Origin of the sequence: Streptomyces sp. RKAG290 (genome assembly GCF_023701695.1) — a bacterium.
Lineage (GTDB): Bacteria > Actinomycetota > Actinomycetes > Streptomycetales > Streptomycetaceae > Streptomyces.
In genome coordinates this window covers 3,198,670-3,221,382 of the sequence record NZ_JAJOZC010000001.1, presented here as the reverse complement: position 1 = coordinate 3,221,382, position 22,713 = coordinate 3,198,670, and the positions used below count along the sequence as shown (strand labels likewise).

Here is a 22,713-nt window from a genome sequence, read left to right as displayed (position 1 = left end):
GTCCGCGTCATGCGTCTCGGCGTCGCAGCAGCGCGGCCGCCGCGATCAGTGTGGCCGCGGCCCACAGGGCGAGGGCGAGCAGGGCCCCGCCCACGGGCGCGGCGTCGGGGAGCGGGGTCGCGGAGCCCAGTACGCCGGCGGCCTGGGTGGGGAAGTAGCGGACGGCGGTCTCCACGGCGTCGTACGGAAGCATGGAGAGCACCTCCGGAAGGACCATGACGCCTCCGATGAAGGCGCCGATCGCGCCCGGCACCGAGCGGAGCAGGGCGCCGAGACCCAGGGCGATCAGGCTGAGGAACGTGGTCCCCGCCGCGTTGCCCGCGATGGCGTGGAGTACGCCGGGGTCGGTCAGGGAAGCGGCCTGGTCGGTGTCGGCCAGGAAGATCTGTGCGACGACGAAGGTGAGCAGCGAGGTGGCGAGCATGACGGTGAACACCGTGCCGGCGAAGACCGCCACCTTGGCCCACAGCACCGGGAGCCGGCGGGGGACCGCGGTGAGTGACGCGCGGATCATGCCGGTCGAGTACTCGCCCGCCGTGACCAGGATGCCCAGGACGACGGTGCAGAGCGTGCCGAGTGTGGTGCCGTAGAGGACGAGGATGACCGTGTCGACGTCGGAGTCGCCGCCGTCCGAGGTGTAGGTCGTGCCCATGACGATGCCGACTGCCAGGACCAGTGCGGCGGCGGATCCCAGGGTGATCCAGCTGGAGCGCAGGGACCGGAGTTTGTGCCACTCGGAGCGCAGTACCCGGGCCGGGGTGACGCGGTAGGGGCTGGGGGCGGGTGCGGTGGTCGAGGTCATGCGAGGGCTCCGGTCGGTTCGGGGGCGGTGACCCGGTAGTCGACCGACTCCTGGGTGAGGTCCATGAAGGCCTGCTCCAGGGAGGCGGTTCGTGGGGTGAGTTCGTACAGCGGGATGGCGTGGGCGGCGGCGATGCGGCCGATGTGGGCCGCGTCGGTGCCGCGGACGTCCAGTTCCCCCGGTTCGCTGCCGGTGGCGGCGGTGACCTCGATGCCGGGTCCGCGCAGGAGCTCGCGCAGGGCGGGGGCCTGCGGGGTGCGGACCTTGACCGAGGCGCCGCCCGCCGTGGCGACGAAGTCGGCGACTGTCGTGTCGGCGAGGAGGCGGCCGCGTCCGATGATGACCAAGTGGTCTGCGGTGAGTGCCATTTCGCTCATCAGGTGCGAGGAGACGAGGACCGTGCGGCCCTGTACGGCGAGGGATCTGAGCAGGTTGCGGATCCAGAGCACGCCCTCCGGGTCGAGGCCGTTGACCGGTTCGTCGAGGATGAGGGTGGCGGGGTCGCCGAGTAGCGCGGCGGCGATGCCGAGCCGTTGGCCCATGCCGAGGGAGAAGCCCTTGACCCTTTTCCCGGCGACCGCGGTCAGGCCGGCCAGGTCGAGGACGTGCTCGACGCGGCTGCGCGGGATGCCGTGGGTGTGGGCGAGCGCCATCAGGTGGTGGAAGGCGGTCCGGCCGGGGTGGACGGAGCGGGCCTCCAGCAGGGCGCCGACTTCGGTGAGCGGGGCGCTGTGGGTGGCGTAGGCGCGTCCGCCGACGGTCGAACGGCCGCGGGTGGGGGCGTCCAGGCCGAGCAGCATGCGCATGGTCGTCGACTTCCCGGCGCCGTTCGGGCCGAGGAATCCGGTCACGGTGCCGGGGCGGACCGTGAAGTCGAGGCCGTGGACGACGGTGGTGTTCCCGTAGCGTTTGGTGAGTTCGTATGCCCTGATCATGCGGTCGACGCTACGGAGCGGGCGGGTGCGTGGCGTCGGACCGGGGGCGGGATGTGGCGGCGCGCGTAGTACCGGGGTACGACGCCGTGGTGTCCGGCGGGAATCTGTTTGCGCGGCCGTGGGCGGCGGGTCAGGATCGGCGCATGGACTACGTGATACGCCCGGTGCGGGCCGAGGAATGGCGACTGGTCAGGGAGCTCCGCCTGACCGCCTTGCAGGACCCGGTGGCGCCGGTGGCGTTCGTGGAGACGTACGAGCTGGCCGTGGAGCGGACCGACGACTTCTGGCGGGAGCGGGCGGCCGGTTCGTCGGAGGCGGGGGACGGCGGGGTGCGGCAGTTCGTCGCCGAGGCGCCGGACGGGAGCTGGGCGGGCTCGGTGACCGTGCTGATCGAGCGGCCGGACGCCGCGGTGCGGTTCGGTGAGGCCGCGGAGGTCCACCAGGCCCATGTGGTCGGGGTGTTCGTCCGGCCGGAGGCGCGCGGCACGGGGGTGGCCGAGGCGCTGTTCGGGGCAGGGACGGACTGGGCGTGGTCGCTCGGTGAGCCGCGGATCGAACGCGTACGGCTGTATGTGCACCAGGACAACCCGCGGGCAGCGGCGTTCTACCGCCGGATCGGGTTCGCGCCGACGGGCCGGACGCTGCCGGCGCCGGGTGATCCGGCGGCCTTCGAGCTGGAGTACGCGGTGGCGCGGCCGTAGCGGTCCGGGTGGATCGGGGTGCTCGGGTTCAGGGCGTGCTCGGGGCGCTGAGCTGCTGGGTCCAGCGGGCGCGGGCCTGTTCGGGGGAGCGGAGGAGCGCGACGGTGGGCAGGCCGAGGGCCTGGCCGGCCGCCAGCAGGTCGGGCAGACCGGGCAGGGGCGCGACGGCTGCGACGTCGTCGAGGACGAGCGTCATTGGTGGGTCGAGCCGGCCGTCGGATGACCGTGCGGCCATGCGGCGGCCGTGCTCGACCACGTCTGCGGCGAGCGCCGTGAGCAGGGGCATCGCTCCGGGGCCTGATCGGGGGTTCTCGATGGGTTCACCGACCACATAGAGGCTGCCCCCTCGTCCGCGAAAGATTCCAGCGCGAGCGAATCGGCTCGATTCGGTGTGCAGGCCTCGCGGATGTGGACGGAGGAGAGTGCGCCGAAGGCCCGTACGGTCAGTTCCTGGGCCATCTCGCGGCGTTCGGGGTGGGCGGTGAGCGCGGACTCCAGCAGCCCGGCGAGTCCGGATGCGGCCTTGGGGTGGGTACGGAGCAGCCGCACCGGTTCATGGGCGCTGCCGCCCAGCGCCCAGCGGTGCACCTGGCGGAAGGGGCGGCCGTCGACGGCGGCGGCGTGCAGCCAGCACTGCAGGAGGGTTTCGGCGGTGTCTGCCGTCGCCGCGTCGATGCGGGCCTGCGGCCGGACGGGGGCGAGGAGCGCGGTGGCGCGGGCGGCCGCCCTGTCCGGCTGTTCGCAGCCGGCGGTGGGGGCCCAGTGGAGGCGGGCCGGGGTGTCGCAGAGGTGGCCGGGGTCGTAGACGAGTACGGGGCCGAGCTTGGCGCGGGCGTCCTTGGTCTCGGCCCAGACGCTGGGGTCGGAGGTGACGACGAGCACGGGTCCGTCGGCTTCGCGGATGGCCTGGACGACGGTGGGCCGGCGGGTGGCGGCGGGGCCGTAGACGAGGAGGGGGGTGCGTGGGGAGGGGACGAGGGCGGGTACGGGAGCGAGGGGTTCGGTGGTCTCGGCCGGCCCCGCAGTTGTCGGTCCGGCGGTCGTCGGTCCCGCAGTCGTCGGCCCCGCGGCCGTCGGCCCCGCGGCCGTCGGCCAGGGATCGGCGAGGTGCTCGGCGGCATAGGGAGCGGGCTGCTGGGGGGCAGTGTGGGCTGCCGGCGCCGGCGCCGGTGTTGCCGGAGGCTGTGCCTGTGCCTGTGCCGGAGGCTCGTAGGCGTACTCCTGCTCGTGCTCCCGCCGCCCTCTGCGATCCGGCTGTTCCAGATGCTCCATCTGCTCCAGCCGGGCGGCGCGCTGCCGCCTCCGTACGTCGCGCCAGCGTGCGACCACACCCATCACGAACACGGCCAGCACCACGAGCACCATCAGTTCGCCGATGAACAGGCCCCAGAACAGCCCGTACCCGGAGAGCTCCCCCGCGGACGCGGTCGGCCAGGCGGCCGGCAGGTCGTGCGGGGCCTCCACCAGCCGGCGCATGGCCAGTGGGGTCTCGCCGAGGGTGACGCCGTGCGGCCAGCCGCCGTGCGCCAGGAGTCCAGCCAGGCCGGTGGCCGTCCAGGCCAGCAGTGTCAGCCCGAGCAGGAAGGCCAGCAGGCCGATCAGCAGCCCGTCGGGGATGCCGCCCCGCCGTTCCCGTTGCCGCCTGGCCGTGCCTCGCCGCGCCCTGCCATGTCATGCCACCGTTGACTCGGACGACTCGGTCAGCCGTTGCTGGTTCTCCATCCGGGCCGCGCGTTGTTCCGCTTCCAGCTCGGCGGCGCGTACGTCCTCCGGCAGCAGGTCGACGGGGGAGGACTCGGTCATGGCGCGGTCGGTGAAGACGAGGGGGCGTTCGGCCTCGGTGATCAGGTGTTTGACGACCTGGACGTTGCCGTTGACGTCCCAGACGGCGATGCCGGGGGTGAGCGTGGGAATGATCTCGACCGCCCAGCGGGGCAGCCCGAGCACCCGCCCGGTCGCTCTCGCCTCGTCGGCCTTCTGGGCGTAGATCGTGCGGGTCGACGCCATCTTGAGGATGGCGGCCGCTTCTCGCGCCGCGGCTCCGTCGACCACGTCGCTGAGGTGGTGGACGACGGCGACGAACGACAGGCCGAGCCGGCGGCCGAACTTCAGCAGGCGCTGGAAGAGCTGCGCCACGAACGGCGAATTGATGATGTGCCAGGCCTCTTCCACCAGGAAGATGCGCTTCTTGCGGTCGGGCCTGATCCAGGTGTGTTCCAGCCAGACGCCGACGATGGCCATCAGGATCGGCATGGCGATCGAGTTGCGGTCGATGTGGGAGAGGTCGAAGACGATCAGCGGGGCGTCCAGGTCGATGTCGGCGGACGTCGGCCCGTCGAACATGCCGCGCAGGTCACCGTCGACGAGACGGTCCAGGACGAGGGCGACGTCCAGGCCCCAGGCCCGTACGTCGTCTATGTCGACGTTCATCGCCTCGGCGGACTCGGGTTCCGGGTGGCGCAGCTGGTCGACGATGTCCATGAGCACGGGCTGGCGGTCGGTCTTCGTCTCGTTCACGAAGGCGTGCGCGACCTTCAGGGCGAAGCCGGACCGTTCGTCGAGGCCGTGTCCCATGGCGACTTCGATGATCGTGCGAAGCAGGGCGAGCTGTCCGGTGGTGGTGATCGCCGGGTCGAGCGGGTTGAGGCGGATGCCGCCGTTGAGCGCGGAGGTGGGGTCGAGGCGGATGGGGGTCAGGCCCAGTTCCTGGGCGATGAGGTTCCATTCGCCGACGCCGTCCTCGCCCTGGGCGTCCAGGACGACGACCTGGCGGTCGCGGAAGCGGAGCTGGCGGAGCACGTAGGTCTTCTCCAGCGCGGACTTGCCGTTCCCCGACTCGCCGAGCACCAGCCAGTGCGGGGCGGGCAGCTGCTGTCCGTACAGCTGGAAGGGGTCGTAGATGTAGCCCTTGCCGGAGTACACCTCGCGCCCGATGATCACGCCGGAGTCGCCGAGACCGGGGGCCGCGGTGGGCAGGTAGACCGCCTGTGCCTGTCCGGTGGAGGTGCGGACGGGCAGCCTGGTCGTCTCCACCTTCCCGAAGAGGAAGGCGGTGAAGGCGTCCGACAACGCGGACAGCGGATCTCGCATGGCGTGACCGACCTCCCTTTCGTCTCTCTCGGTCGTGTGGGGCTAGCGGCGGATGCCGGTGGCGAACGGCAGGGTGTTCACGAACGCGCGGTGGTGCTCGCGGTCGCACCACTCCAGCTTCAGGTACGACTTGCCGGCGGAGGCCCGGATCGTCCGCTTGTCACGGGCGAGGGACTCGGGCGAACGAGACGACACCGTGATGTACCCCACCAGGTTCACTCCGGCCGCGCCGCTGGCGAGATCTTCACCCCGCTGGTCGAGCCGGCCGTGGGCGGCGATGTCGCGGGGGTCGACGGTGCGGTTCATCTTGGCCTGACGGCTGGCCTCGGCCTCGTCGTTCGTCTTCTCGGTGAGCATCCGCTCGATGGCGATCTCGGTGGGTTCGAGGTCCATGCAGACCGCGACGGTACGGATCACGTCGGGCGTGTGGACCAGGAGCGGGGCCAGGAAGTTGACGCCGACGGGCGTCATCGGCCACTCCTTCACCCACGCCGTGGAGTGGCACCAGGGCGCGCGGGTAGACGACTCACGGGTCTTGGCCTGGAGGAACGTCGGCTCGACCGCGTCCAGTTCGGCCGGCCATGCGTTGCGCTTCGTCATGGCCTGGATGTGGTCGATGGGGTGATCAGGGTCGTACATCGAGTGGACGAGGGAGGCCAGGCGGCTCTGGCCGAGCGGCTGGCGCACCCGGATGTCGGCCTCGGCGAGGCGGGCGCAGATGTCGGTGAGCTCGCGCGCCATGACGACGGCGAGCCCCGCGTCCCGGTCGAGCTTGCGGCCCGCGTGGGGCCGGGCGGCGCGGGCCATGGCGTTGGCCTCGGCGGCGAGCTCGCGGTTGAACTCCATACATGCGACGAGGTAGGCACGGTGCTGCTCGCTGGAGGTGGAGACCATGGACTGGAGCTGCTCGTAGGACTCCTGCAGCCAGCCCGGTGAGGCCTTGTCGCCGCGCTGGGCGACGTCCTTGGCGTGCGCGTCGGGGTCGGCGGGCAGGGTGCGGGCCAGCATCTGGATGCGGCTCACGAAGCCGTCGCCGTTGGCGACGTGCTTGAGCAGCGTGCCGAACCGGTCGACGAGCGCCTCCTGGTCCTCGCTGTCGCGCAGCCCGACGCCTGGCCCTTCGATCTCGATGGCCGCGGTGACGGTGCGGCGGTCGGCGTGCAGCAGTACGGCGATCTCGTCCGGTCCGAAGGGTGCGGCCAGCCAGTTGATCCGGCCGATGCCGGGGGGCGGCCCGATCTCGACCTCACGCCCGTCGGCGCTCACGCCCGCTTCCATGGCGCCGGACTGGTACGTCGTGCCGCGGCGCAGGGAGCGCTTGAAGCTGCGGTTGATCTCGAACCATTTGTAGAAGGTCCGGTGCTTGTACGGGACGTAGACGATGGCCAGGGCGAGCAGCGGGAAGCCGGTGAGCAGCACGATCCGCATGGACAGGACCGGTACGAGCAGCCCGCTCATCATGCCGAGGAACGCCCCGCCGATGATCAGGGCGATCTCGCCGGTCTCGCGGTTCTTGCCGACCATCGCGTTCGGCCGGGCCCGGCCGATGAGATACGTACGGCGGGGCGCGATCGGATGGGACTGCGTGCTCAACGCCCGCCACCTCCTGTGCTCTTGTTACCTGAACTGCCTGACCCGCCGCGCGAGCCCCGGCTGCTGTGCGGGGTACCGGAGGTGGGACCCGATCCACTGCGGGGCGGAGGTGCGGCGGAGGGGACAGATCCGCCGCCGACCCCGCTCCCGGAGTTACGGGAGCTGTGTGCGGCGACCCCGCCGCTGACCGGGTTGGCGGGGCGGCCCCCGCCGCTGTTGTTGCCGCCGCTGTCGCCGCCGCCGCGGCTGCTGTGGGTCTTGATGCCCTGGGACACGAGAGCGGCGGGCGAGCTGATCATCGCGGCGGCCTGGGAGCCGTCGGTGGCCTGCTTGCGGTTGGTCCGGGCGCCCTGGATCTCGTCGCCGAATCCAGGGACGAAGCGGTAGATCATGCCGGAGGCGAAGATCGCCAGCAGGATGATGGACAGTCCGGACACCACGGCGGAGAAGGCGTCGGGTCCGTCGTCGGAGGACAGTGCGCCGGCCAGGCCGAGCACGACGACGATGACCGGCTTCACCATGATCACCGCGATCATGATGCCCGCCCAGCGCCGCACGTGTCCCCACATGTTCTTGTCGACGAGCCCCGCGTACACGGCGGTTCCGAGGAGGGCGCCCACGTAGAGCAGGGCGGCCCGGATCACGAGTTCGAGCCAGAGGATGCCTGCGGCGAGGATCGACACCAGCGAGACGACGATCAGCATGATCGGCCCGCCGCCGATGTCGGAGTCCTTCTTGAGCGCTTCGGCGAACGACCCGAAGAAGACATCGGTCTGCCCGCCGGACGACGAGGCGATGACCTCGGTGACGCCGTCGGTCGCGGAGACGATCGTGTAGAGGATCAGGGGCGTGAACGCGGACGCGAGCACCGTCAGCCACAGGAACCCGATGGCCTCGGAGATCGCGGTGGTGACCGGCACCCCCGAATGGCCCGCTTAGCCACGGCGAGCAGCCACAGGACGAGCGTCAGCACGGTGGAGGCGGCGAAGACGATCGCGTACTGCTGGAGGAACCGGGTGTTCGTGAAGTCGACGTTCGCGGTGCTCTTGACCGCTTCGCTGAGCTTGCCCACGATCCACGCGGCGGCATCGGCACAGCCTCGGCCCAGGGAGGTGAGGGGGTCGAGGGCGGGGTCGGTGCTGGGCGGGGGCGTGGACTTGGCGGAGGAGTTACCTTCGCAGTAGTCCTTGGCGAGCCCGACGATGAGGTCACACGCCTCGTTGCCCTTCTTGCTGGGCGATGGCGACGGAGACGGCGCCGCTGCGGCTTGCGAAGCCAGCAGGATCAACATGGCCGGAAGGGCGCTCAAGATCGACAGAGTGCGCCCGCCGCGGCGGCGGTTATCGGGCATAAGTGAAGCCTCCGTATCCCTCAACCGCGCCGGCGATGTCATCGGCCGTGGACGCCCGGTTGTCGCCGCTGACAGGAGTGGGCCCCTCTGTCTGGCTCGACGACTCGATCTTCCAGTCGTTTCCGATCCACTTGAGCTTCTCCGAGATCGTGAACCAGGTCTCGGTAACGGGCTTTGTGGATCCCTGACCGGCCATGCCGACGAGACCTGTGCACCAGACCTCGACAGTGGCCGTGTCGCCGCTCTGCTCGATCATCTTCGTGCCCACCGGGACCGTCCGCGAGACGAACGTCAGGCCACTGGGGGTGCTGCCGTCATCGTTCAGGCCGACGTTCTTGAGAAAGCTGGGCGAGTAGGCCGTGTTCAGGTCGGAGACGAGCCTGTCGACGATTGCCGGGTCATGAGTGGCCTGAACGATGGTGCGACGAGAGGCCGAGTTGAACATGTCGGCTGAACCGAGGGCCACCGCAAAGTTGGAGGCCGCGCTCTGCGCCCCCTGCGCGTCATGCGCGAACCCCGACGCGATCCCGCCGTTCTTCCCCGTCACCGGCTTCGTCCCCGTGGCAGCCGTCGGTGCCGCGCCGGCCTGCTTGCCGTTGCTTCCCGACGTGCCGTCTCCGCCGTCGTCTCCGCCGCCGCCGCCCATGTTCGCGAAGGCGATAGCGCCCAGCAGCAGGACGACCACGCCGACGACCGTGAAGAGCGAGCGGGAGTTCCGGGCCGGTCGGCGGGGGCCGTAGCCGTCGCCGCCCTCGCCGTCAGGGAGGCGGGTGCGGGTCTGGCGGGTGCCGCCGAGGGTGCTGTAGCCGTCGTTCGAACGCCCCGAGTCGTTGCCGTAGCCGTCCTCGTCGCCGAAACTCATGCCGCGTACGCCCCCTCAACCATTGCCTGAACCGCGTAGTACGACGGTAGCCGTGCTGGTTTCCGCGCGGGCGCGGTGTGGTGACTCGACATCAGGGAGACGCAACCTCTGCCGGTGGGCACGACGGACGGATGGGGGAGACGGGCGAGCGGACGGCCCCTGGCGGGGGCTGACGACGAGTTAGACGGCCATCCCGTAGACGATGGTGAACAGGGTTCCGAGCGATCCGATGATGAACACACCGGTCAGACCGGCAACGATCAGCCCCTTGCCCTGCTCGGCGCTGAACGTGTCGCGCAGAGCCGTCGCACCGATCCGCTGCTTTGCCGCTCCCCAGACCGCGATGCCGAGACAGAGCAGGATGGCGATCGCCATCACGACCTCGATCATTACGCGGGCCTCGTTGCCCAAGGTCCCGAACGGGCCCCAGTTCGGGGCGATTCCGCCGATGATGGTGGTGATGTCGCCCTTTTCAGCTGCCAGGATCATGTAAGTCACCGCCCCTGTTGGGTAGTTCAATGCCCGTACCGCACGGCACGAGTCACCCTCTATCTTCGCTGATGAAACTGCTCTCCACGACGACTTGACGGCTCTCTTTACCCGGATCTCGCACATTTGACCGGTCTGACCGCCCTGACCTGCGGCTCGAATCGGTGTGTGAGCGAATTTCGTATCGTTACTCTGTGTATCACGGAGGGTGACGCCGGGCAATGATTGTCATCACGCCACCCTGACCGAGACCCGCATCGACGCTCGAACCGCACCCATCAGGGGATGCGTGACCAGGTGGGGCGCGGTTCGATCAGAGGAGCGAGCGGGGCGGGTTCGGCGGGCGAGGTGGTGTCGTCCAGGCCGACGGCGGCCGGAAATCGCACCATGAGCCGTCAAAGGGAAACGTTCCGGCCTCGGCGAGCCGTGCCACCGTGTCGCCCTCCGTCCGGATGGCGACGGCTTCCTCGGCGGTCCAGTACGCGGGGTGGCCGGTTTTATCGGCGAAGGACTGCTCGTCCTTCCACTGCCAGGTGCGGTCCGGGGTCACGTTGATGTCGAGTTCGTGGTCGGCGATGTCGATGTCGTCGCCGTGGTGGACCCGGCGTTCCAGGTTGACGTACCAGCCGCGGAACTTCTGTCTGCGCCCGAAGAGCCACAGGACGGAGTGTGCCGCGCCGGTCGGCTGGTAGAAGAGCGCGTTGCCCATCGGCCACCGGTCGGCGACCACCGGGTAGCCCTCGGCGGGACGCTCGTGCGGTGCGATGTCCCGCAGGTGTGTGGTGCCGAACGGCAGGGCGGTGCGCCACATCGGTGTGCCGGTCTCCATCCATACCAGCTGCCCCGCGGCCGTGCGTTCGACCAGGCGTACGGGCACGGAGGCGCTCAGGTGGCCGCCTATGAAGAAGTTCCAGTGCAGGATCTGACCCGGACCCCTGCTGGTGCGGTTGCTCGTGTGGATTCTCGTGTCGTTGCTCGCGACGTCCCTCTTGCCCGCTTTCATGCGATTGATCATGCCCGCGGCGAGGTCTTCGGACACGTGCTCGGCCTGCCCAGGTGTCGGGGCCCGGTCAGTGGCCTCCCCGGTTCTCCACGCACGGCCCCGTTCCGGGCTGGGGTTCGGCGTACGCGCCGTGCACCTCGATGCTGAGCTCCTCCTTCGTCACGTGCCCGGACACGCAGACGTCGCCCGTGTGGACGCTGTAGAACCCGTCGGCGATGTAGACCCCGTGCTTCTCGCCGCAGCCGAGATGTGCCAGCGCTGCCGTGATCCGCTTCCCGCTGAGGTCGCCTTCCTTCCGGGCCTTATCCAACTCCTTGCGAATGAGCCCGGCCGACGCCTCGCCCTTTGCGCGCTGGTCCGGGCTGAGCTTCGCCGACATGCGGTAGGCGTGGTTGTCGGCGTAGTTGGGGGGACGGTCCTCGTTGTCCCCCTCTCGGTCTCCCTCCTGCGATGGCACGGCCCCGCTCGGAGTGGCTGAAGGGGAGGGCTGGGGCGGCGGAGTCTCGGCGGGCTGGGCACATTTCGGCCGGGGGGCGTACGAAGGGGGAGGGGTCACCGACTGTGCCTGCTGCCCTCCGTGTTCCGTACCGCAGGCGGTCACGGTGAGTGCGAGGAGGGCGGCTGCCGCGGCTGACCGTCTGAGGCGTGTGGTGGTGGTGAGGGGCATGGCATGAGTCTCGGGTCCGGGGCCGGGCTTGGCACGCGAGTTGTTCGAACGTCATGGTCCCCGCGACCCGGGGTTCGGGGTTCGGGAGCCGAGGTTCGGGCTCCGAGTTTCGTGAACCGAGCCTCGGGAGCCGAGTCTCGGACTTCGGGGTTCGAGCGCCGGAATGGAGGCGTACATCCGTCAGGTCAGTGGGTACCGGGCCGGGTGTCGGCCCGACGCTTGAGCTTCGGGTTCCGGGCGTCGGGATGCGAGGTTCGGGGTTCGAGCGGTGTCGTACAACCGGTAGGTAGAAGAAGGGGTTTGGGAAACCTCCCCACCTCCCCTACCCCCTCGCGACGAGCAAGTATGACCGTTTGTGACCGACTTGCGGCGCAGCGTCGCGGCTGCTTACCGTGCCCTCAACGTAACGACCCCGACGCGGTGTTATCAGCACCGGCCGGGGTCTCACCCAAGATCGACTAATTGAGGAACCGATCTCGTGGCTACCGAGAACTTTAGCTCCGCCCCGCGCCCGCCCGAATGCTCGCCTCCGTACGCGAGGGCCAATCCCGGCTACGGCAAGCGATCCGCACCCTCCCAGCTTCCGCCGCGCGCCGACGACTTCGCGTTGCTGCCGGAACGGGAGAGGTTCATCGCCGGGTACGTCGACAGGCTCCCCGACGGCGCGGCCATGGACATCAAGTCGCTGGCCAAGAGCCTTCCGCTGTACGGGCAGATGGCGGTCGGCAGTGCGCTGAGGGCGTTGGGTGTCGCCGGGTATCTGCGCCATGTGCGATGCCCCGCGGCCGACGGTGACCAGGTCCGCTGGGTGACGCGTACCTTCTGGTCCCGCACCGCCCGCGACAACGAGTGGTGGGTGACCTTCTTCCTCGCGGCCGAGGAGGCCTGCACCGCGCCGGAGCCTGTGAGTTCGCTCCCGGTCACGGCCCCGGCCGCGCTCCCGGTCACGGGACCGGTCCCCGCCGCGGTCTCCGTCCCGGCCCTGGACGCGGTCGAGGTCGAGGCCGAGGACGAGGCCGCGTACGCGCAAACCCCGTCCCCCGCCCGCGCGCCCGTGCTGCCTCGGCAGCGGAACCCGCAGCCGGCGCCGGTGGTGCCTTCGCCCGCGTACGCCGCTCTGGCCCGGCTCGGCCGCGTCGAGCCCCGTCTTACCCTCTCCGCCGCCGACTGCGCGGTGTTGGAGGAGCTGGCCGCGGCCTGGCTCGCCCGGGGCGTGGACGCCGAATACCTCACCCAAGCCCTTGTCGCCGGGCTTCCCGAGCGGGTCGACTCACCGGTGGGCTTCCTCCGCCGCCGCCTGCGCGACAAGATCCCGCCCCACATCCCCGCTGCCCCGGCAACAGGGGTGGCACCACCCCCGCGGCTCATGGTCGAGTGCTCCGAATGCCGCACCCCCGGCAGGCCCGAAGCGCTCCCGGACGGCCTCTGCCAGCAGTGCCGCACGCCCGTCCCCGACACTGTTCCTGACACCGTCGCCCCCGCCGAGGCGCCCGTCGCACGCGACATCCATGCGCTCGTCGGCAACCTCAGGGACCTACTGAAGGCGCCCTGAGGGCAGGTGGTGGTGGCCGCCTACTCGCTCAGCCCCACGACTCCCCAGCCCCGGCGGGCGGCTTCGGACAGTACGCGGTCCCAGTCGTCCAGCAGGACGGCGAACTGGTCGAAGTCGCCGACCCACCCTCGGGGAACGGCAGCGTGCTCGTCGTAGCTCCCACGCAGCCCGCCGAGCCGGGCCCGTACCCGCTGCGACGTCGCTGCAAGGTCCCGCACGCTGTCCGGCGACCGCGCGAGCAGTACGCCGTAGCTGACGGCGGGGTCATCGCAGAAGAAGCCTGGGTCAACGTGCTCCGCCTCGCCGTCCAGGCCTCCCCAGATCAGCCCGAGCAGCAACGTGTCCACCTCGGCCCGCAACGGCGGGTCGGCATGTTCGCGTACGGACTCCCACCGCTCCCCGGCCCGGAAATGCGGCTTGAACGAACCGAGGGTGCCCCGGAACTCGTAGACGTCGAAGGAGTCGCTGTGAGGCCCTCGTGGCCGTTCCCAGGCGCCTTCGGCCCCGGGTGCGTCGTGATCCCACAGGCCGGTGTCGTCGGCGTACCAGGCATCCCTCAGCCGCGACAGCCTCTCCCCGGGCGGAGCCTCCCCCAGCCATGCCCAGTCGGCGATCAGCACAGTGATGTCCAGCCCCATGCCGGTGAGCGTAGCGATCACCCGTACTGCGCGGTGCGGAGACGCGGCTCGCGCTCGCTCGGTCGGGCCGACCGCTCCGGTCAGGGTTCCTGGGAGCGGCAGGCGTTCAGGAGGGGGGCCAGGAGCCGCGTGGAGGTGGTCGGGCGGACGGCGAGGTAGGTCTGCATGGCGGGTGCGGGCGGGGCGAACGGGCGGAAGACCGTGCGGGCGGTGGGCATGACGGCGGCCTTGGCGGAGTAGACGACGGTCCAGGTGGGCTTGCCGCTGCCGATGGCCGCGAAGGTGTCCTGGTCGGTGGTGAAGACGGGGCCCATGACGGGTTCGAAGCCCGCGGACCGGCAGGCGCCGGTGATCAGGTCGACCAGGTGCGGGTTGGCCTCGCGAGGTGCGATGCGCAGGGGCAGGGTGGCCAGATCGGCGAGGTCGAGGCGTTCGTGAGCGGCCAGCGGGTGGGACGCGGGCAGCGCGGCTACCAGCTCGTCCTGCCACACCGGAATCAGGTCCAGCCCCGGGCTCCGGCCGACCCCGCGGACGAAGGCGGCGTCCAGTTCGCCGTCCCGTACGCGCTGCAGCCGAGGCGCTGGTGGTGCGCTGTGCAGTTCCACGGTGATCTCCGGCGCGAGTTGCGCCATGTCCGCCAGCAGGCATTCCAGTCGTGCGCCGAGGCCGGAGTTGGTGCCGACGCGCAAGGTCGTGAGCCGGTCGGCGCGGAGCTCGGCCATCGTCTTCAGCGCCGCTTCCTCGGCGGTCGCGAGGGCCCTGGCGCGTGGCAGGAACGCGTGGCCCGCGGCGGTCAGCGTGACGCTGCGGGTGGTCCTGTCGAACAGTTCCAGGCCGAGTTCCCGTTCGAGTCTGCGGACCTGCTGGCTGACGGCCGGCTGGACGATGCGCAGTCGGTCGGCGGCGCGTCCGAAGTGCAGTTCCTCGGCGACCGCGAGGAAGTACCGGACCTGCCGCAGCTCCATATCCGCCCCCTTCACTCATCACGATTCGTGATGAGTATAGGAGCCGAATGCGCCTTGATCACCTCGGTACGGAGCGGTGAACTGTTCCTACGCCACGGCACAAGCCGCAGGCGCTTAACCAGCAGAAAAAAAGACCATCAGGAGGCAGTCATGCCCGCAGTGACCATCCAGCAGGGCCCCCGCGACGTCGAGCTCAAGCGGGAGCTGATCAAGAAGATCACCGACGCTTTCGTCGAGACCTACCGGATCCCGGCCGAGACGGTGATGGTCTTCATCGAGGAGACCCCCACCGACAGCTTCGGCGTCGGCGGCAAGCTCGCTGCGGACAAGTGACGCCACGCGTGCGTGTGAGCGGCCGTGTAGCTCCCCGCCTTGGCTGAGGCCGGTGACGGCCGCCCGACTGCTGAGGACGGGGCGTGGCCCGGCGGCGGCCCGCACGCTCCCGAGCGGGCGGCCCCGGGCCATGCCCCGGCACACCCCGGAGCGGGTGCCCGTCACCGCTGCCTGAGCCGGCCGCCGTCCATGACGGCTGCCGGCATTTTCATTGAGTCCAAGTCGCGCGAGGCGGTCATGCCGGGACAGCGCTCAGGAGGCCGGCCCAACCCCTGAGCCGCCGGCGGACGAAGGACCCTGTCCCCCGGACGGGCCCGGTGAAGGCCGTGCTGCGCGGCGGCGCCGGTAGTAGGAGATCGCCACGGCTCCGAGCAGCGGGCCCCAGAGGATGAGCGGTTGGTAGAGGATGCCGACCACCATGTGCCCGGTGTGCGTCATGTCGTCGTGCGGGAAGGTCCACCACCACGCCATCGGGGTCCACAGCGCGGTGAGGCAGCCGGCTCCGAGGAGGGCGGCCACGGTGGCGGCGAGGGGGTGGACCGTGCGGCCACCGATGCGCGGGATCCAGTGCGGCAGCACCTCGCCCCAGGGGCGCACCAGACCGACGGCCAGCAAGGCCAGCAGCTCGCAGGCCACGCTCAGGAACAGCATCCACGCCTTCGCGCCCGGGGTCTCGAAGCCCGTGAACCCTTCGGCCGTGTAGCCGGACGGGAATCCGAGGACGAGCGCGATCCGCCAGAGCCCGGTCGGCACCACGACGAGGGTGACGAGATGCGCCGAGCGCACGGCCCAACGCGGAGCGTCGGTGCCGGATCCGGTGAGGGTGCCTCGTGTGCCTACGGGGTACGGGGTGCGCTTCCTGGTCTCCATGACTTCAGCCTGTCGCGCCCGCCCGCTCGGTTCGTCGTCCCGTGAGCCGGTTCCGTACCTGCCCCTGGGACGAGGCCGGTCAGGGTGCCGTCCGCCGCGTGGGGGAGGGGCCCTCGTCGTTCCGGACCGCTCCTGAGCCGTCGGCGGGTTCGGCGAAGTGGTCGAACTCGCCGGCCCGGACGCCCTTGGCGAAGGCCTGCCACTTGGTGCGGGTGGTGGTGACGACGTTGCCCGGGTCACCGGTCTCTCGCAGGTGCACCAGGTCGCCCGCGCCGAAGGCGATCTCGATCCAGGGGCCGGGGCCGGGGTCGTCCTGCGGCGCCGCGCGGATCCAGGTGAGGCCGCTCGGGCGGTCAGTCACGGAGCCGGTCCTCCTTGAGCGTGCGGAGGAGGGCGTCGAGGGCGGCGGGCGTGGTGCGGAGTATCGCGCCGCCGGGGTCGCCGGATTCGGTGAGGGATATCGATCCGGGGCGGTCGGTCCCCACATGCACGCAGGCCTCGCCCTGTGCGCAGTAGGACGACCTCTGCCAGGAGTGTGCGGACATCATGGTTCCTTTCAAAGGTCCTGGGTGATCTTGTGGATGAGCTCCTGGGACTGCTCGACATTCAGGGCTGCGTCGTCGAGGCGTTCCAGGAGGAGTCGGTACTGCGCCAGTTGGGATTCCGCGTCGATGAAGACGGGGCCGTGTGACTGGTCGAGCTGCGCGGTGTCGAGTACCGGAACCGGGCCGCGTACGTAGTACAGGGACTGCCCCGAGCCCGGGTAGTACGTGGCCTCGAAGGGGATCACGCGGATGGTGGTGTGGGGGAGCTCGCTCATCTTGAGGATGTGCTGTAGCTGGCCTCGGGCGATGTCCGGGCCCCCGAACCTCATGCGTAGAGCTGCTTCATGGATGACGGCTCGGTAGGGAGGGGGGCCCGTGCGGTAGAGGACTTCCTGCCGCTTGATGCGGTAGGAGACGCGGTGTTCGATCTCGGGCGGTGGCAGGTCGGGAACGGCCTGCCGGTAGATCTCGCGGGCGTGATCGACGGTCTGGAGCAGGCCGGGAATGTGGATGCTGTGTGCCGCGTGCAGGGCAGTGCCGTGGTGCTCGATCTCTGCCAGGTCGAGCAGCTTGGGCGGCAGGATCTCCCGGTACTCCTCCCACCAGCCGCGTCTGCGGTCGGTCGTCATGCCCACGAGTGCCTCGATCAGGGCTTGGTCGGTGCAGGAGTACGTGTGCGCCGCGACTCGTACCCGTTCGGCACTCACGCCGAAGCGCGCCACCTCTATGTTGCTGAGCTGGCCCGAACTCGTACCGAGGAGGTCGGCCGCCTGCGTCGTGGTCATTCCGGCGCGCTCCCGCAACTTGCGCAGCTCGGCGCCGAGTCGTGTGCGACGTGCGGAGGGGGCGGCTCTACGTGCCATCTCGAACTCCCATTGCAATACGGCTGAGTTGAGCCGTCACTCACACGAGTGGTTCAACTCAAGGATTCCGGTCCAAGAGCGCAAGGAATCCTTGCATGCCTTTAATCTCGGTCTCAGGCCACCCGCCCGGAAGCACCCCGCTCGACGGAGCGGCCTCGTCACCGGGCACCGCGGGACAACTCATCCACTTCGCCCCCTCGCCCCTTCGCGATCGGAGATTTCCATGCCCACGGCCACCGTAGCGCCGCCCTGGACGTACACCCTCCAACTCCCGCAGGATCCCCGGGCCCCCGGAGTGGCCCGGGCCACCCTCCGTAACGTGCTCCGCGCGCACGGCATGTCCGAACTCGCCGAGACCGCAGAACTGTTGGCGAGCGAGCTGGTCACCAACGCGTACCAGCACTCCTCGGGGCCGTTCTCCCTGCGCATGCGGGACGCGGGGCGCCGTCGGGTCCGGCTCGGCGTGTGGGACACCGATCCGCGCATCCCCGCACCGTTCCGGTGGGGCGCGCAGAGCCCGGCGGAGCTCGCGGAGAGAGGGCGCGGGCTGTATCTCGTCACGCTCTACGCGGAGAGCTGGGGCGCGTATCCGATGCGCGGCGGGCTGCCGGGGCAGGGCGGGAAGCTGCTCTGGGTGGAATGCGTGGCGAAGACGGACTGTCAGTGGGGGGATCTATCGTAACTTTTTGTAAGGGAGGGTTCGGCCGAGAAGTGTGGCGACTCCGCGCGGAGTCTTGCGTGTTGAGCGATTCCGTCTGATGGTGATGGTTCTTGTCGTCTTCCGTTCGGAGCCGCTTGATGAGTGCACACCGTCCGAGCCGTCGGTCCGTCCTCTCGACCGGTGCAGCCCTCGCCGGCTGGGCCGTCTTCGCGGCGCAGAGACAGGCCTTCGCCGCGGACGGTCCCGAGTGGGACGCGGAGCCGAGGACGTTCCAGGTCGGCAGGGAGGCGGCGCGGGCCCCGCTCGTGCCGTACGCCAGCGGTTCCGACGCACTGCGTGGCGACCTCGGGAAGTCGCCCTACTTCCGTTCGCTGAACGGGAGCTGGCGCTTCAAGTGGTCCAAGAACCCGGACGCCCGACCGGTCGGGTTCGAGGCGCCCGGCTACGACGACGGCGGCTGGGACCACATCCCCGTACCGTCGAACTGGGAGATCGAGGGCTATCCGGAGCCGATCTACCTGAACATCCGCTATCCGTGGATCGGCTACGAGACCCCGCAGCCCCCGGCCGTGCCGCACGACTTCAACCCGGTCGGCTCCTACCGCCGCACCTTCAGCGTGCCGCGCGACTGGTCCGGCCGGCGCACCCTGATCTCGTTCCAGGGCGTGAAGTCGGCCTTCTTCCTCTGGGTGAACGGCAAGAAGGTCGGTTACAGCGAGGACAGCTACACCCCCGCCGAATTTGACATCACCGACCATGTGCGGCCGGGCGAGAACACCCTGGCGGTCGAGGTCTACCGCTGGTCCGACGGCAGTTGGCTCGAGGACCAGGACATGATCGACCTGTCCGGGATCTTCCGCGACGTCTACGTATACGCGATCCCGCCCGTCCATGTGCAGGACCTGTTCGTGCGGACCTCGTTGGACGACGCGTACCGCGACGCGGTCCTCACGATCACCGCGACCGTACGCAACCGAGGCACCGCCGAGGCCACCGGTCACCGGATCGAGGCGGTGCTGTACGACGGCCGAGGGCGCCGCGTCGGCCGTCCCCTCACCGGTGAGGTCGTCCCGAAGAGGTCGGGCGACACGGAGGTGACGCTGAAGGCGGACGTCGCCGCGCCCGCGCTCTGGTCTGCCGAGGACCCGAACCTCTACACCCTCGTCGTCACCCTCACCGACGGATCGGGGCGGACGGCCGACATCCAGCGGACCCGCACCGGGTTCCGTGAAGTGGAGTGCGGACCGGGCAAGTTCACCGTCAACGGCAAGCCCGTCATGTTCCGCGGCACCAACCGCCACGAGTCCGACCCCGACCACGGCCAGGCGATCCGGGAGCCCCGGATGGTGCAGGACATCCGGCTGATGAAGCAGCACAACATCAACGCCGTGCGTACCTCGCACTACCCGAACAATCCGCGCTGGCTGGAGCTGTGCGACGAGTACGGCCTGTACGTCATCGACGAGACCAACCTGGAGACGCACGGCGTGCGGGACACCGTGCCGGCCTCGCTGCCCGAGTGGACCGACGCGTGTGTGGACCGGCTCCGCTCCATGGTCGAGCGGGACAAGAACCATCCTTGCGTCGTCGTCTGGTCACTGGGCAACGAGGCCGGTGGAGGGTCCAACTTCCGGACCATGGCCGACTGGGTGCACGCCCGCGACGCCTCCCGGCCCGTGCACTACGAGGGCATGAACGAGGTCGCCGACCTGCACAGCGAGATGTACACCAAGCCGGCGGAGGTGGAGGCGTACGGCAGGTCCGGGAAGACGACGCCCTTCATGCTCTGCGAGTACGCGCACGCCATGGGCAACAGCAGCGGCAACCTCAAGGAGTACTGGGACATCTTCGAGCGGTACCCGAATCTGCACGGCGCGTTCGTGTGGGACTGGGTGGACCAGGCGATCCGGCTGCCGGTGCCGGGCGACCCCAAACACACCTACCTGTCGTACGGCGGTGACTGGCACGACGGGTACCCGACCGACTGGAACTTCTGCTGCAACGGCCTGGTCGCGTCGGACCGTACGCCGCACCCCGGACTGCTGGAGATCAAGAAGGTCTACCAGCCGGTCGCCGTCGCTGCCGCGGATCTCGCGGCGGGGACGGTCACGGTGCGGAACAAGCACCTGTTCAGCGGCCTGGACGCGTATGAGCTGCGCTGGGACGTGACCTGTGACGGCCGGAGCGTGCAGCACGGCAGCCTCGCCGCGCCGAAGGTGGGGCCCGGCGACGAAGGAACCCTGCACATCCCCTACCGGAAGCCGCAGTCGCCCGAGCCGGGCGCCGAGTACTGGCTCAACGTGTCCTTCGTGCTCAAGTCGGCGGCCCGCTGGGCGGACGCAGGGCACACCGTCGCCGCCGAGCAGCTCGCGCTGGACTGGCACGCCCCCGCTCCCGCCGACCCGGGCCCGGGCGGCCTGCCCGCGCTCACCCTCGACGAGACCGGCACCCTGGTGCAGATCAGCGGGCGCGACGTGGAGGTGGTTCTGGACAAGTCGACGGGCACCCTGGCTTCGTACCGGGTGAAGGGACAGCTGCTGCTGGCCGGCGGCCCGGTGCCGAACTTCTGGCGCGGCCCCACCGACAACGACATCGGCCGCGGCGCCCAGAACTCGCTGCGGACCTGGCGGGCCGCAGGTTCGGACCGCAAGGTGACATCGGTCAAGGCTGCACAGCCCGCGCCCGGCGTGGTCACCGTCGAGGTGCACTGCACCCTGCCCACCGCTCCCACCGCCTCCACCTGGCGCACGGTGTTCACGGTGCGCGGCGACGGGGAGATCAGGGTCCGGCACACCTTGGAGGCCGCCGACGGACTGCCTGATCTGCCGATGGTGGGCGCGCTGTTGACCCTCCCGAAGGGGTTCGAGCAGATCGACTGGTACGGCCGAGGTCCGCAGGAGAACTACGCCGACCGCAAAACCGCAGCGTTCGTGGGGCGTTACCGCTCCAAGGTCGACGACCAGGTCGCGCCGTACGTACGTCCCGAGCAGACCGGCAACATGACCGACGTCCGCCGGCTGTCCGTGACCGACCGGTCGGGCTCCGGCCTGCTGGTGCAGGCCGATCCGGGCGAGGACGAACCGATGCTGGAGACGAGTGTCCTGCACTACTCGCCGTTCGACCTGGACGGGCCGAAGCACCCGTACGAACTGAAGCGGCGTGACGAGACGATCCTGGGGGTCAACCACCGGCAGATGGGAGTCGGCGGCAACGACTCGTGGGGAGCCCCGCCGCTCGACGAGTACCTGCTGCACGCGGGGCGGACCTATACGTACGCGTACCGGCTGCGGTCCGCGTAACGGGGCGGGCCGGCCTGCGTAACGGGGCGGGGCGTCCTGCGTAAGGCGTAGGGCGGCCCGCCCGCTTGGTGGGGCGGCGATGGCATCGGCGGGTGGGGGGCCGGCGGCTGGGGCGTGCGCGGCGGCGTGACCGGTCGCCCGGCCGGGCGTTAAGTCGATCATGAGTATCCGACGCAGGATCACCCTTGCTGCCGTCTTCGCCGCCTCCCTCGCCGCCCCCGCTCTCCTGACGACCCCGGGCGCCGAGGCCGTACCGCCCGGGCAGGTGTACTTCTGGCCCGATGCGAACCAGATGGGGGCGGGCGGCGCCTGGGCCTACACGCCGCCCGGCTACCGCGAGGCCGATCCCCGGGTGAAGCGGCATGCCTTCTCGTTCGACTCGCACGCCCCCGGCAGCGTGTTCGCGATCAGCTTCCAGCCCGGCGGCGGGTGCCTCTTCCGGGAGATCCGCCCGGACGACTACGACAACAACTGGACGGCCTGGGCGACGAAGTTCGACGGCGTGAGCGACACCGCCATGGGCTGCGAGCCGGGCTGATCCGCGATGCGCGTTCGTAGGCGGACCATCGGGGCGCTGAGCATCCCGCTGCTCCTGGCCGGGTGCGCGGCTCCGGCTTCGACTCCGGCCCCGCGGCCCGCTGCGGAAGAAACGATCAAGGCCGCCACCCAGACCCTCACCGACGCCTGCCTCACCCGGCAGGGGCTGAGACCGCCCGTCCCCGGGCAGAGTGCTCGGCCTGGCCCGGAGGAGCGGCGGGTGTCCGCCGCGCTCTTCGGGGCCGGGCCGGCGGAGCTGTCCGTCGCACTGCCCACCGGTTACGTGGTGCGCGCCCATACCGATGGCTGCCTGGCCGCCGCACAGCGGCGGCTCTACGGCGACCAGCGCGGGTGGTTCATGGCATCGGTGATCGTCAACAACCTCAAGCCGGAAGCCACCCAGGCCCACCGCAGCCTCGCCGAGATCCGTGCCCGGCACAGCGCCGAGATCGCCGAGTGGCAGCGGCTGCGCTCACACGCATTCGTGCAGGCGACCGACCTGCTCGACAACCCCCCACCGACAGGAGAACCGCAGTCATGAAACGTCTCACCACGATCCTCACCGCTGCCCTGATGTCCACCGGCGCCCTGCTCGCCACCTCGGCCACCGCCGATGCGGCGCCCTGCCGCAGCGGCTACTTCTGTGTCTGGACGGACGCGAACTTCCAGGGCCTGAAGATCGAGCACGGCGGTGACGACCACTGGTGGGAGGGCGACATGTTCAAGCACGATTCGTCGTGGGCGAACCACGGCATCTCGGGTCCCAACATCCCCGACCACGTCAAGGTGTACGAGGGGCGCGAGCGGCTCGGCCGGGTCACTCTCTGTCTGGCTCCGGGACAGGAGATCGGGTTCGACTCGGGGGCCAACGACCAGGGCGGCTCCCACGCCTGGTCGGTCGGCTGCTGAGTTCTGCTCGCGCTCGGACGCGTGCGGCCGCGGCGACATGTGTGCCAC

22 protein-coding genes and 2 pseudogenes are annotated in these 22,713 nt (G+C 70.2%); 8 read left to right on the top strand and 16 right to left on the bottom strand.

The features are described from left to right. Window positions 1-7 precede the first annotated feature (7 nt). Both LNW71_RS13985 and LNW71_RS13980 read right to left on the bottom strand, forming a co-directional pair. Complete coding sequence (locus LNW71_RS13985) at window positions 8-802, bottom strand: ABC transporter permease (RefSeq protein ID WP_250968544.1); 795 nt, start codon at window positions 800-802, stop codon at window positions 8-10. After that, a complete protein-coding gene (locus LNW71_RS13980; protein ID WP_250968543.1) occupies window positions 799-1,737 on the bottom strand; it encodes an ABC transporter ATP-binding protein in 939 nt (312 codons plus the stop codon). The genes LNW71_RS13985 and LNW71_RS13980 overlap by 4 nt, the downstream gene beginning before the upstream one ends. Window positions 1,738-1,880: 143 nt before the next feature. On the opposite strand from LNW71_RS13980, the gene LNW71_RS13975 reads away from it, so the two are divergent. After that, window positions 1,881-2,438, top strand: a complete 558-nt coding sequence (locus LNW71_RS13975) for a GNAT family N-acetyltransferase (RefSeq protein WP_250968542.1) — start codon at window positions 1,881-1,883, stop codon at window positions 2,436-2,438. A gap of 28 nt (window positions 2,439-2,466) precedes the next feature. Here LNW71_RS13975 and LNW71_RS13970 read toward each other — a convergent pair. The 8 genes and pseudogenes from LNW71_RS13970 to LNW71_RS13935 form a co-directional block, all read right to left on the bottom strand. Further along, a pseudogene (locus LNW71_RS13970) lies at window positions 2,467-4,055 on the bottom strand (type VI secretion protein). A 54-nt stretch (window positions 4,056-4,109) separates the two neighbouring features. Then, window positions 4,110-5,528, bottom strand: a complete 1,419-nt coding sequence (locus LNW71_RS13965; RefSeq protein WP_250968541.1) for an ATP-binding protein — start codon at window positions 5,526-5,528, stop codon at window positions 4,110-4,112. 42 nt (window positions 5,529-5,570) lie between these two features. Next, window positions 5,571-7,121: an SCO6880 family protein gene (locus LNW71_RS13960; protein WP_250968540.1), complete on the bottom strand. Its 1,551-nt coding sequence runs from the start codon at window positions 7,119-7,121 to the stop codon at window positions 5,571-5,573. Beyond that, window positions 7,118-8,412: pseudogene (locus LNW71_RS13955) on the bottom strand (hypothetical protein). The gene LNW71_RS13960 and the pseudogene LNW71_RS13955 overlap by 4 nt, the downstream one beginning before the upstream one ends. 49 nt (window positions 8,413-8,461) lie before the next feature. Further along, the gene (locus LNW71_RS13950) at window positions 8,462-9,334 is read right to left on the bottom strand and encodes a hypothetical protein (RefSeq protein ID WP_250968539.1); all 873 of its coding nucleotides are present in this window, start codon (window positions 9,332-9,334) and stop codon (window positions 8,462-8,464) included. Between the two features lie 180 nt (window positions 9,335-9,514). Then, on the bottom strand, window positions 9,515-9,823 hold the full coding sequence (locus LNW71_RS13945) for a hypothetical protein (RefSeq protein ID WP_018101695.1): 309 nt from the start codon (window positions 9,821-9,823) through the stop codon (window positions 9,515-9,517). Between the two features lie 313 nt (window positions 9,824-10,136). Continuing rightward, window positions 10,137-10,826, bottom strand: a complete 690-nt coding sequence (locus LNW71_RS13940; RefSeq protein ID WP_250968538.1) for a DUF402 domain-containing protein — start codon at window positions 10,824-10,826, stop codon at window positions 10,137-10,139. A gap of 67 nt (window positions 10,827-10,893) precedes the next feature. Further along, on the bottom strand, window positions 10,894-11,283 hold the full coding sequence (locus LNW71_RS13935) for a hypothetical protein (RefSeq protein WP_250968537.1): 390 nt from the start codon (window positions 11,281-11,283) through the stop codon (window positions 10,894-10,896). Window positions 11,284-11,971: 688 nt separating this feature from the next. Between LNW71_RS13935 and LNW71_RS13930 the strand changes: the two genes are divergently transcribed. Continuing rightward, the gene (locus LNW71_RS13930) at window positions 11,972-13,045 is read left to right on the top strand and encodes a MarR family transcriptional regulator (protein WP_250968536.1); all 1,074 of its coding nucleotides are present in this window, start codon (window positions 11,972-11,974) and stop codon (window positions 13,043-13,045) included. A gap of 20 nt (window positions 13,046-13,065) precedes the next feature. Here the strand turns inward: LNW71_RS13930 and LNW71_RS13925 are convergent, their stop codons facing one another. Together LNW71_RS13925 and LNW71_RS13920 are read right to left on the bottom strand one after the other, a co-directional pair. Beyond that, window positions 13,066-13,683 (bottom strand): hypothetical protein, encoded by a 618-nt coding sequence (locus LNW71_RS13925; RefSeq protein WP_250968535.1) that lies wholly within the window; start codon window positions 13,681-13,683, stop codon window positions 13,066-13,068. 80 nt (window positions 13,684-13,763) lie between these two features. After that, the gene (locus tag LNW71_RS13920) at window positions 13,764-14,648 is read right to left on the bottom strand and encodes a LysR family transcriptional regulator (protein WP_250968534.1); all 885 of its coding nucleotides are present in this window, start codon (window positions 14,646-14,648) and stop codon (window positions 13,764-13,766) included. A gap of 150 nt (window positions 14,649-14,798) precedes the next feature. Between LNW71_RS13920 and dmpI the strand changes: the two genes are divergently transcribed. After that, on the top strand, window positions 14,799-14,981 hold the full coding sequence (gene dmpI, locus LNW71_RS13915; RefSeq protein WP_250968533.1) for a 4-oxalocrotonate tautomerase DmpI: 183 nt from the start codon (window positions 14,799-14,801) through the stop codon (window positions 14,979-14,981). Window positions 14,982-15,233: 252 nt separating this feature from the next. Here the strand turns inward: dmpI and LNW71_RS13910 are convergent, their stop codons facing one another. From LNW71_RS13910 to LNW71_RS13895, 4 genes are all read right to left on the bottom strand, one after another. Further along, a complete protein-coding gene (locus tag LNW71_RS13910) occupies window positions 15,234-15,851 on the bottom strand; it encodes a hypothetical protein (protein WP_250968532.1) in 618 nt (205 codons plus the stop codon). Window positions 15,852-15,930: 79 nt separating this feature from the next. Beyond that, entirely contained in the window at window positions 15,931-16,212 is a 282-nt protein-coding gene (locus LNW71_RS13905) for a DUF397 domain-containing protein (protein WP_250968531.1), read from the bottom strand. Next, window positions 16,205-16,399 (bottom strand): DUF397 domain-containing protein, encoded by a 195-nt coding sequence (locus tag LNW71_RS13900; RefSeq protein WP_308294485.1) that lies wholly within the window; start codon window positions 16,397-16,399, stop codon window positions 16,205-16,207. The genes LNW71_RS13905 and LNW71_RS13900 overlap by 8 nt, the downstream gene beginning before the upstream one ends. 8 nt (window positions 16,400-16,407) lie before the next feature. After that, window positions 16,408-17,259, bottom strand: coding sequence for a Scr1 family TA system antitoxin-like transcriptional regulator (locus LNW71_RS13895; protein WP_250968530.1), 852 nt, complete (start codon window positions 17,257-17,259; stop codon window positions 16,408-16,410). Window positions 17,260-17,482: 223 nt separating this feature from the next. On the opposite strand from LNW71_RS13895, the gene LNW71_RS13890 reads away from it, so the two are divergent. The 5 genes from LNW71_RS13890 to LNW71_RS13870 all read left to right on the top strand — a co-directional run bounded on the left by LNW71_RS13890 (window position 17,483) and on the right by LNW71_RS13870 (window position 22,665). Continuing rightward, window positions 17,483-17,941: an ATP-binding protein gene (locus tag LNW71_RS13890; RefSeq protein ID WP_250968529.1), complete on the top strand. Its 459-nt coding sequence runs from the start codon at window positions 17,483-17,485 to the stop codon at window positions 17,939-17,941. Between the two features lie 116 nt (window positions 17,942-18,057). Continuing rightward, a complete protein-coding gene (locus LNW71_RS13885; protein ID WP_250968528.1) occupies window positions 18,058-21,219 on the top strand; it encodes a glycoside hydrolase family 2 TIM barrel-domain containing protein in 3,162 nt (1,053 codons plus the stop codon). 160 nt (window positions 21,220-21,379) lie between these two features. Then, on the top strand, window positions 21,380-21,757 hold the full coding sequence (locus LNW71_RS13880) for a hypothetical protein (protein ID WP_250968527.1): 378 nt from the start codon (window positions 21,380-21,382) through the stop codon (window positions 21,755-21,757). A 6-nt stretch (window positions 21,758-21,763) separates the two neighbouring features. Further along, entirely contained in the window at window positions 21,764-22,297 is a 534-nt protein-coding gene (locus LNW71_RS13875) for a hypothetical protein (RefSeq protein ID WP_250968526.1), read from the top strand. After that, complete coding sequence (locus LNW71_RS13870; RefSeq protein WP_250968525.1) at window positions 22,294-22,665, top strand: peptidase inhibitor family I36 protein; 372 nt, start codon at window positions 22,294-22,296, stop codon at window positions 22,663-22,665. Before LNW71_RS13875 ends, LNW71_RS13870 begins: the two co-directional genes overlap by 4 nt. Window positions 22,666-22,713: the final 48 nt, after the last annotated feature.

Bases quoted from the DNA above. Each gene is read 5' to 3' on its own strand.
- LNW71_RS13985 (WP_250968544.1), bottom strand. From the start codon at position 802: ATGACCTCGACCACCGCACCCGCCCCCAGCCCCTACCGCGTCACCCCG.
- LNW71_RS13980 (WP_250968543.1), bottom strand. From the start codon at position 1,737: ATGATCAGGGCATACGAACTCACCAAACGCTACGGGAACACCACCGTC.
- LNW71_RS13975 (WP_250968542.1), top strand. From the start codon at position 1,881: ATGGACTACGTGATACGCCCGGTGCGGGCCGAGGAATGGCGACTGGTC.
- LNW71_RS13965 (WP_250968541.1), bottom strand. From the start codon at position 5,528: ATGCGAGATCCGCTGTCCGCGTTGTCGGACGCCTTCACCGCCTTCCTC.
- LNW71_RS13950 (WP_250968539.1), bottom strand. From the start codon at position 9,334: ATGAGTTTCGGCGACGAGGACGGCTACGGCAACGACTCGGGGCGTTCG.
- LNW71_RS13945 (WP_018101695.1), bottom strand. From the start codon at position 9,823: ATGATCCTGGCAGCTGAAAAGGGCGACATCACCACCATCATCGGCGGA.
- LNW71_RS13940 (WP_250968538.1), bottom strand. From the start codon at position 10,826: ATGAAAGCGGGCAAGAGGGACGTCGCGAGCAACGACACGAGAATCCAC.
- LNW71_RS13925 (WP_250968535.1), bottom strand. From the start codon at position 13,683: ATGGGGCTGGACATCACTGTGCTGATCGCCGACTGGGCATGGCTGGGG.
- LNW71_RS13920 (WP_250968534.1), bottom strand. From the start codon at position 14,648: ATGGAGCTGCGGCAGGTCCGGTACTTCCTCGCGGTCGCCGAGGAACTG.
- dmpI (WP_250968533.1), top strand. From the start codon at position 14,799: ATGCCCGCAGTGACCATCCAGCAGGGCCCCCGCGACGTCGAGCTCAAG.
- LNW71_RS13910 (WP_250968532.1), bottom strand. From the start codon at position 15,851: ATGGAGACCAGGAAGCGCACCCCGTACCCCGTAGGCACACGAGGCACC.
- LNW71_RS13900 (WP_308294485.1), bottom strand. From the start codon at position 16,399: ATGATGTCCGCACACTCCTGGCAGAGGTCGTCCTACTGCGCACAGGGC.
- LNW71_RS13895 (WP_250968530.1), bottom strand. From the start codon at position 17,259: ATGGCACGTAGAGCCGCCCCCTCCGCACGTCGCACACGACTCGGCGCC.
- LNW71_RS13890 (WP_250968529.1), top strand. From the start codon at position 17,483: ATGCCCACGGCCACCGTAGCGCCGCCCTGGACGTACACCCTCCAACTC.
- LNW71_RS13885 (WP_250968528.1), top strand. From the start codon at position 18,058: ATGAGTGCACACCGTCCGAGCCGTCGGTCCGTCCTCTCGACCGGTGCA.
- LNW71_RS13880 (WP_250968527.1), top strand. From the start codon at position 21,380: ATGAGTATCCGACGCAGGATCACCCTTGCTGCCGTCTTCGCCGCCTCC.
- LNW71_RS13875 (WP_250968526.1), top strand. From the start codon at position 21,764: ATGCGCGTTCGTAGGCGGACCATCGGGGCGCTGAGCATCCCGCTGCTC.
- LNW71_RS13870 (WP_250968525.1), top strand. From the start codon at position 22,294: ATGAAACGTCTCACCACGATCCTCACCGCTGCCCTGATGTCCACCGGC.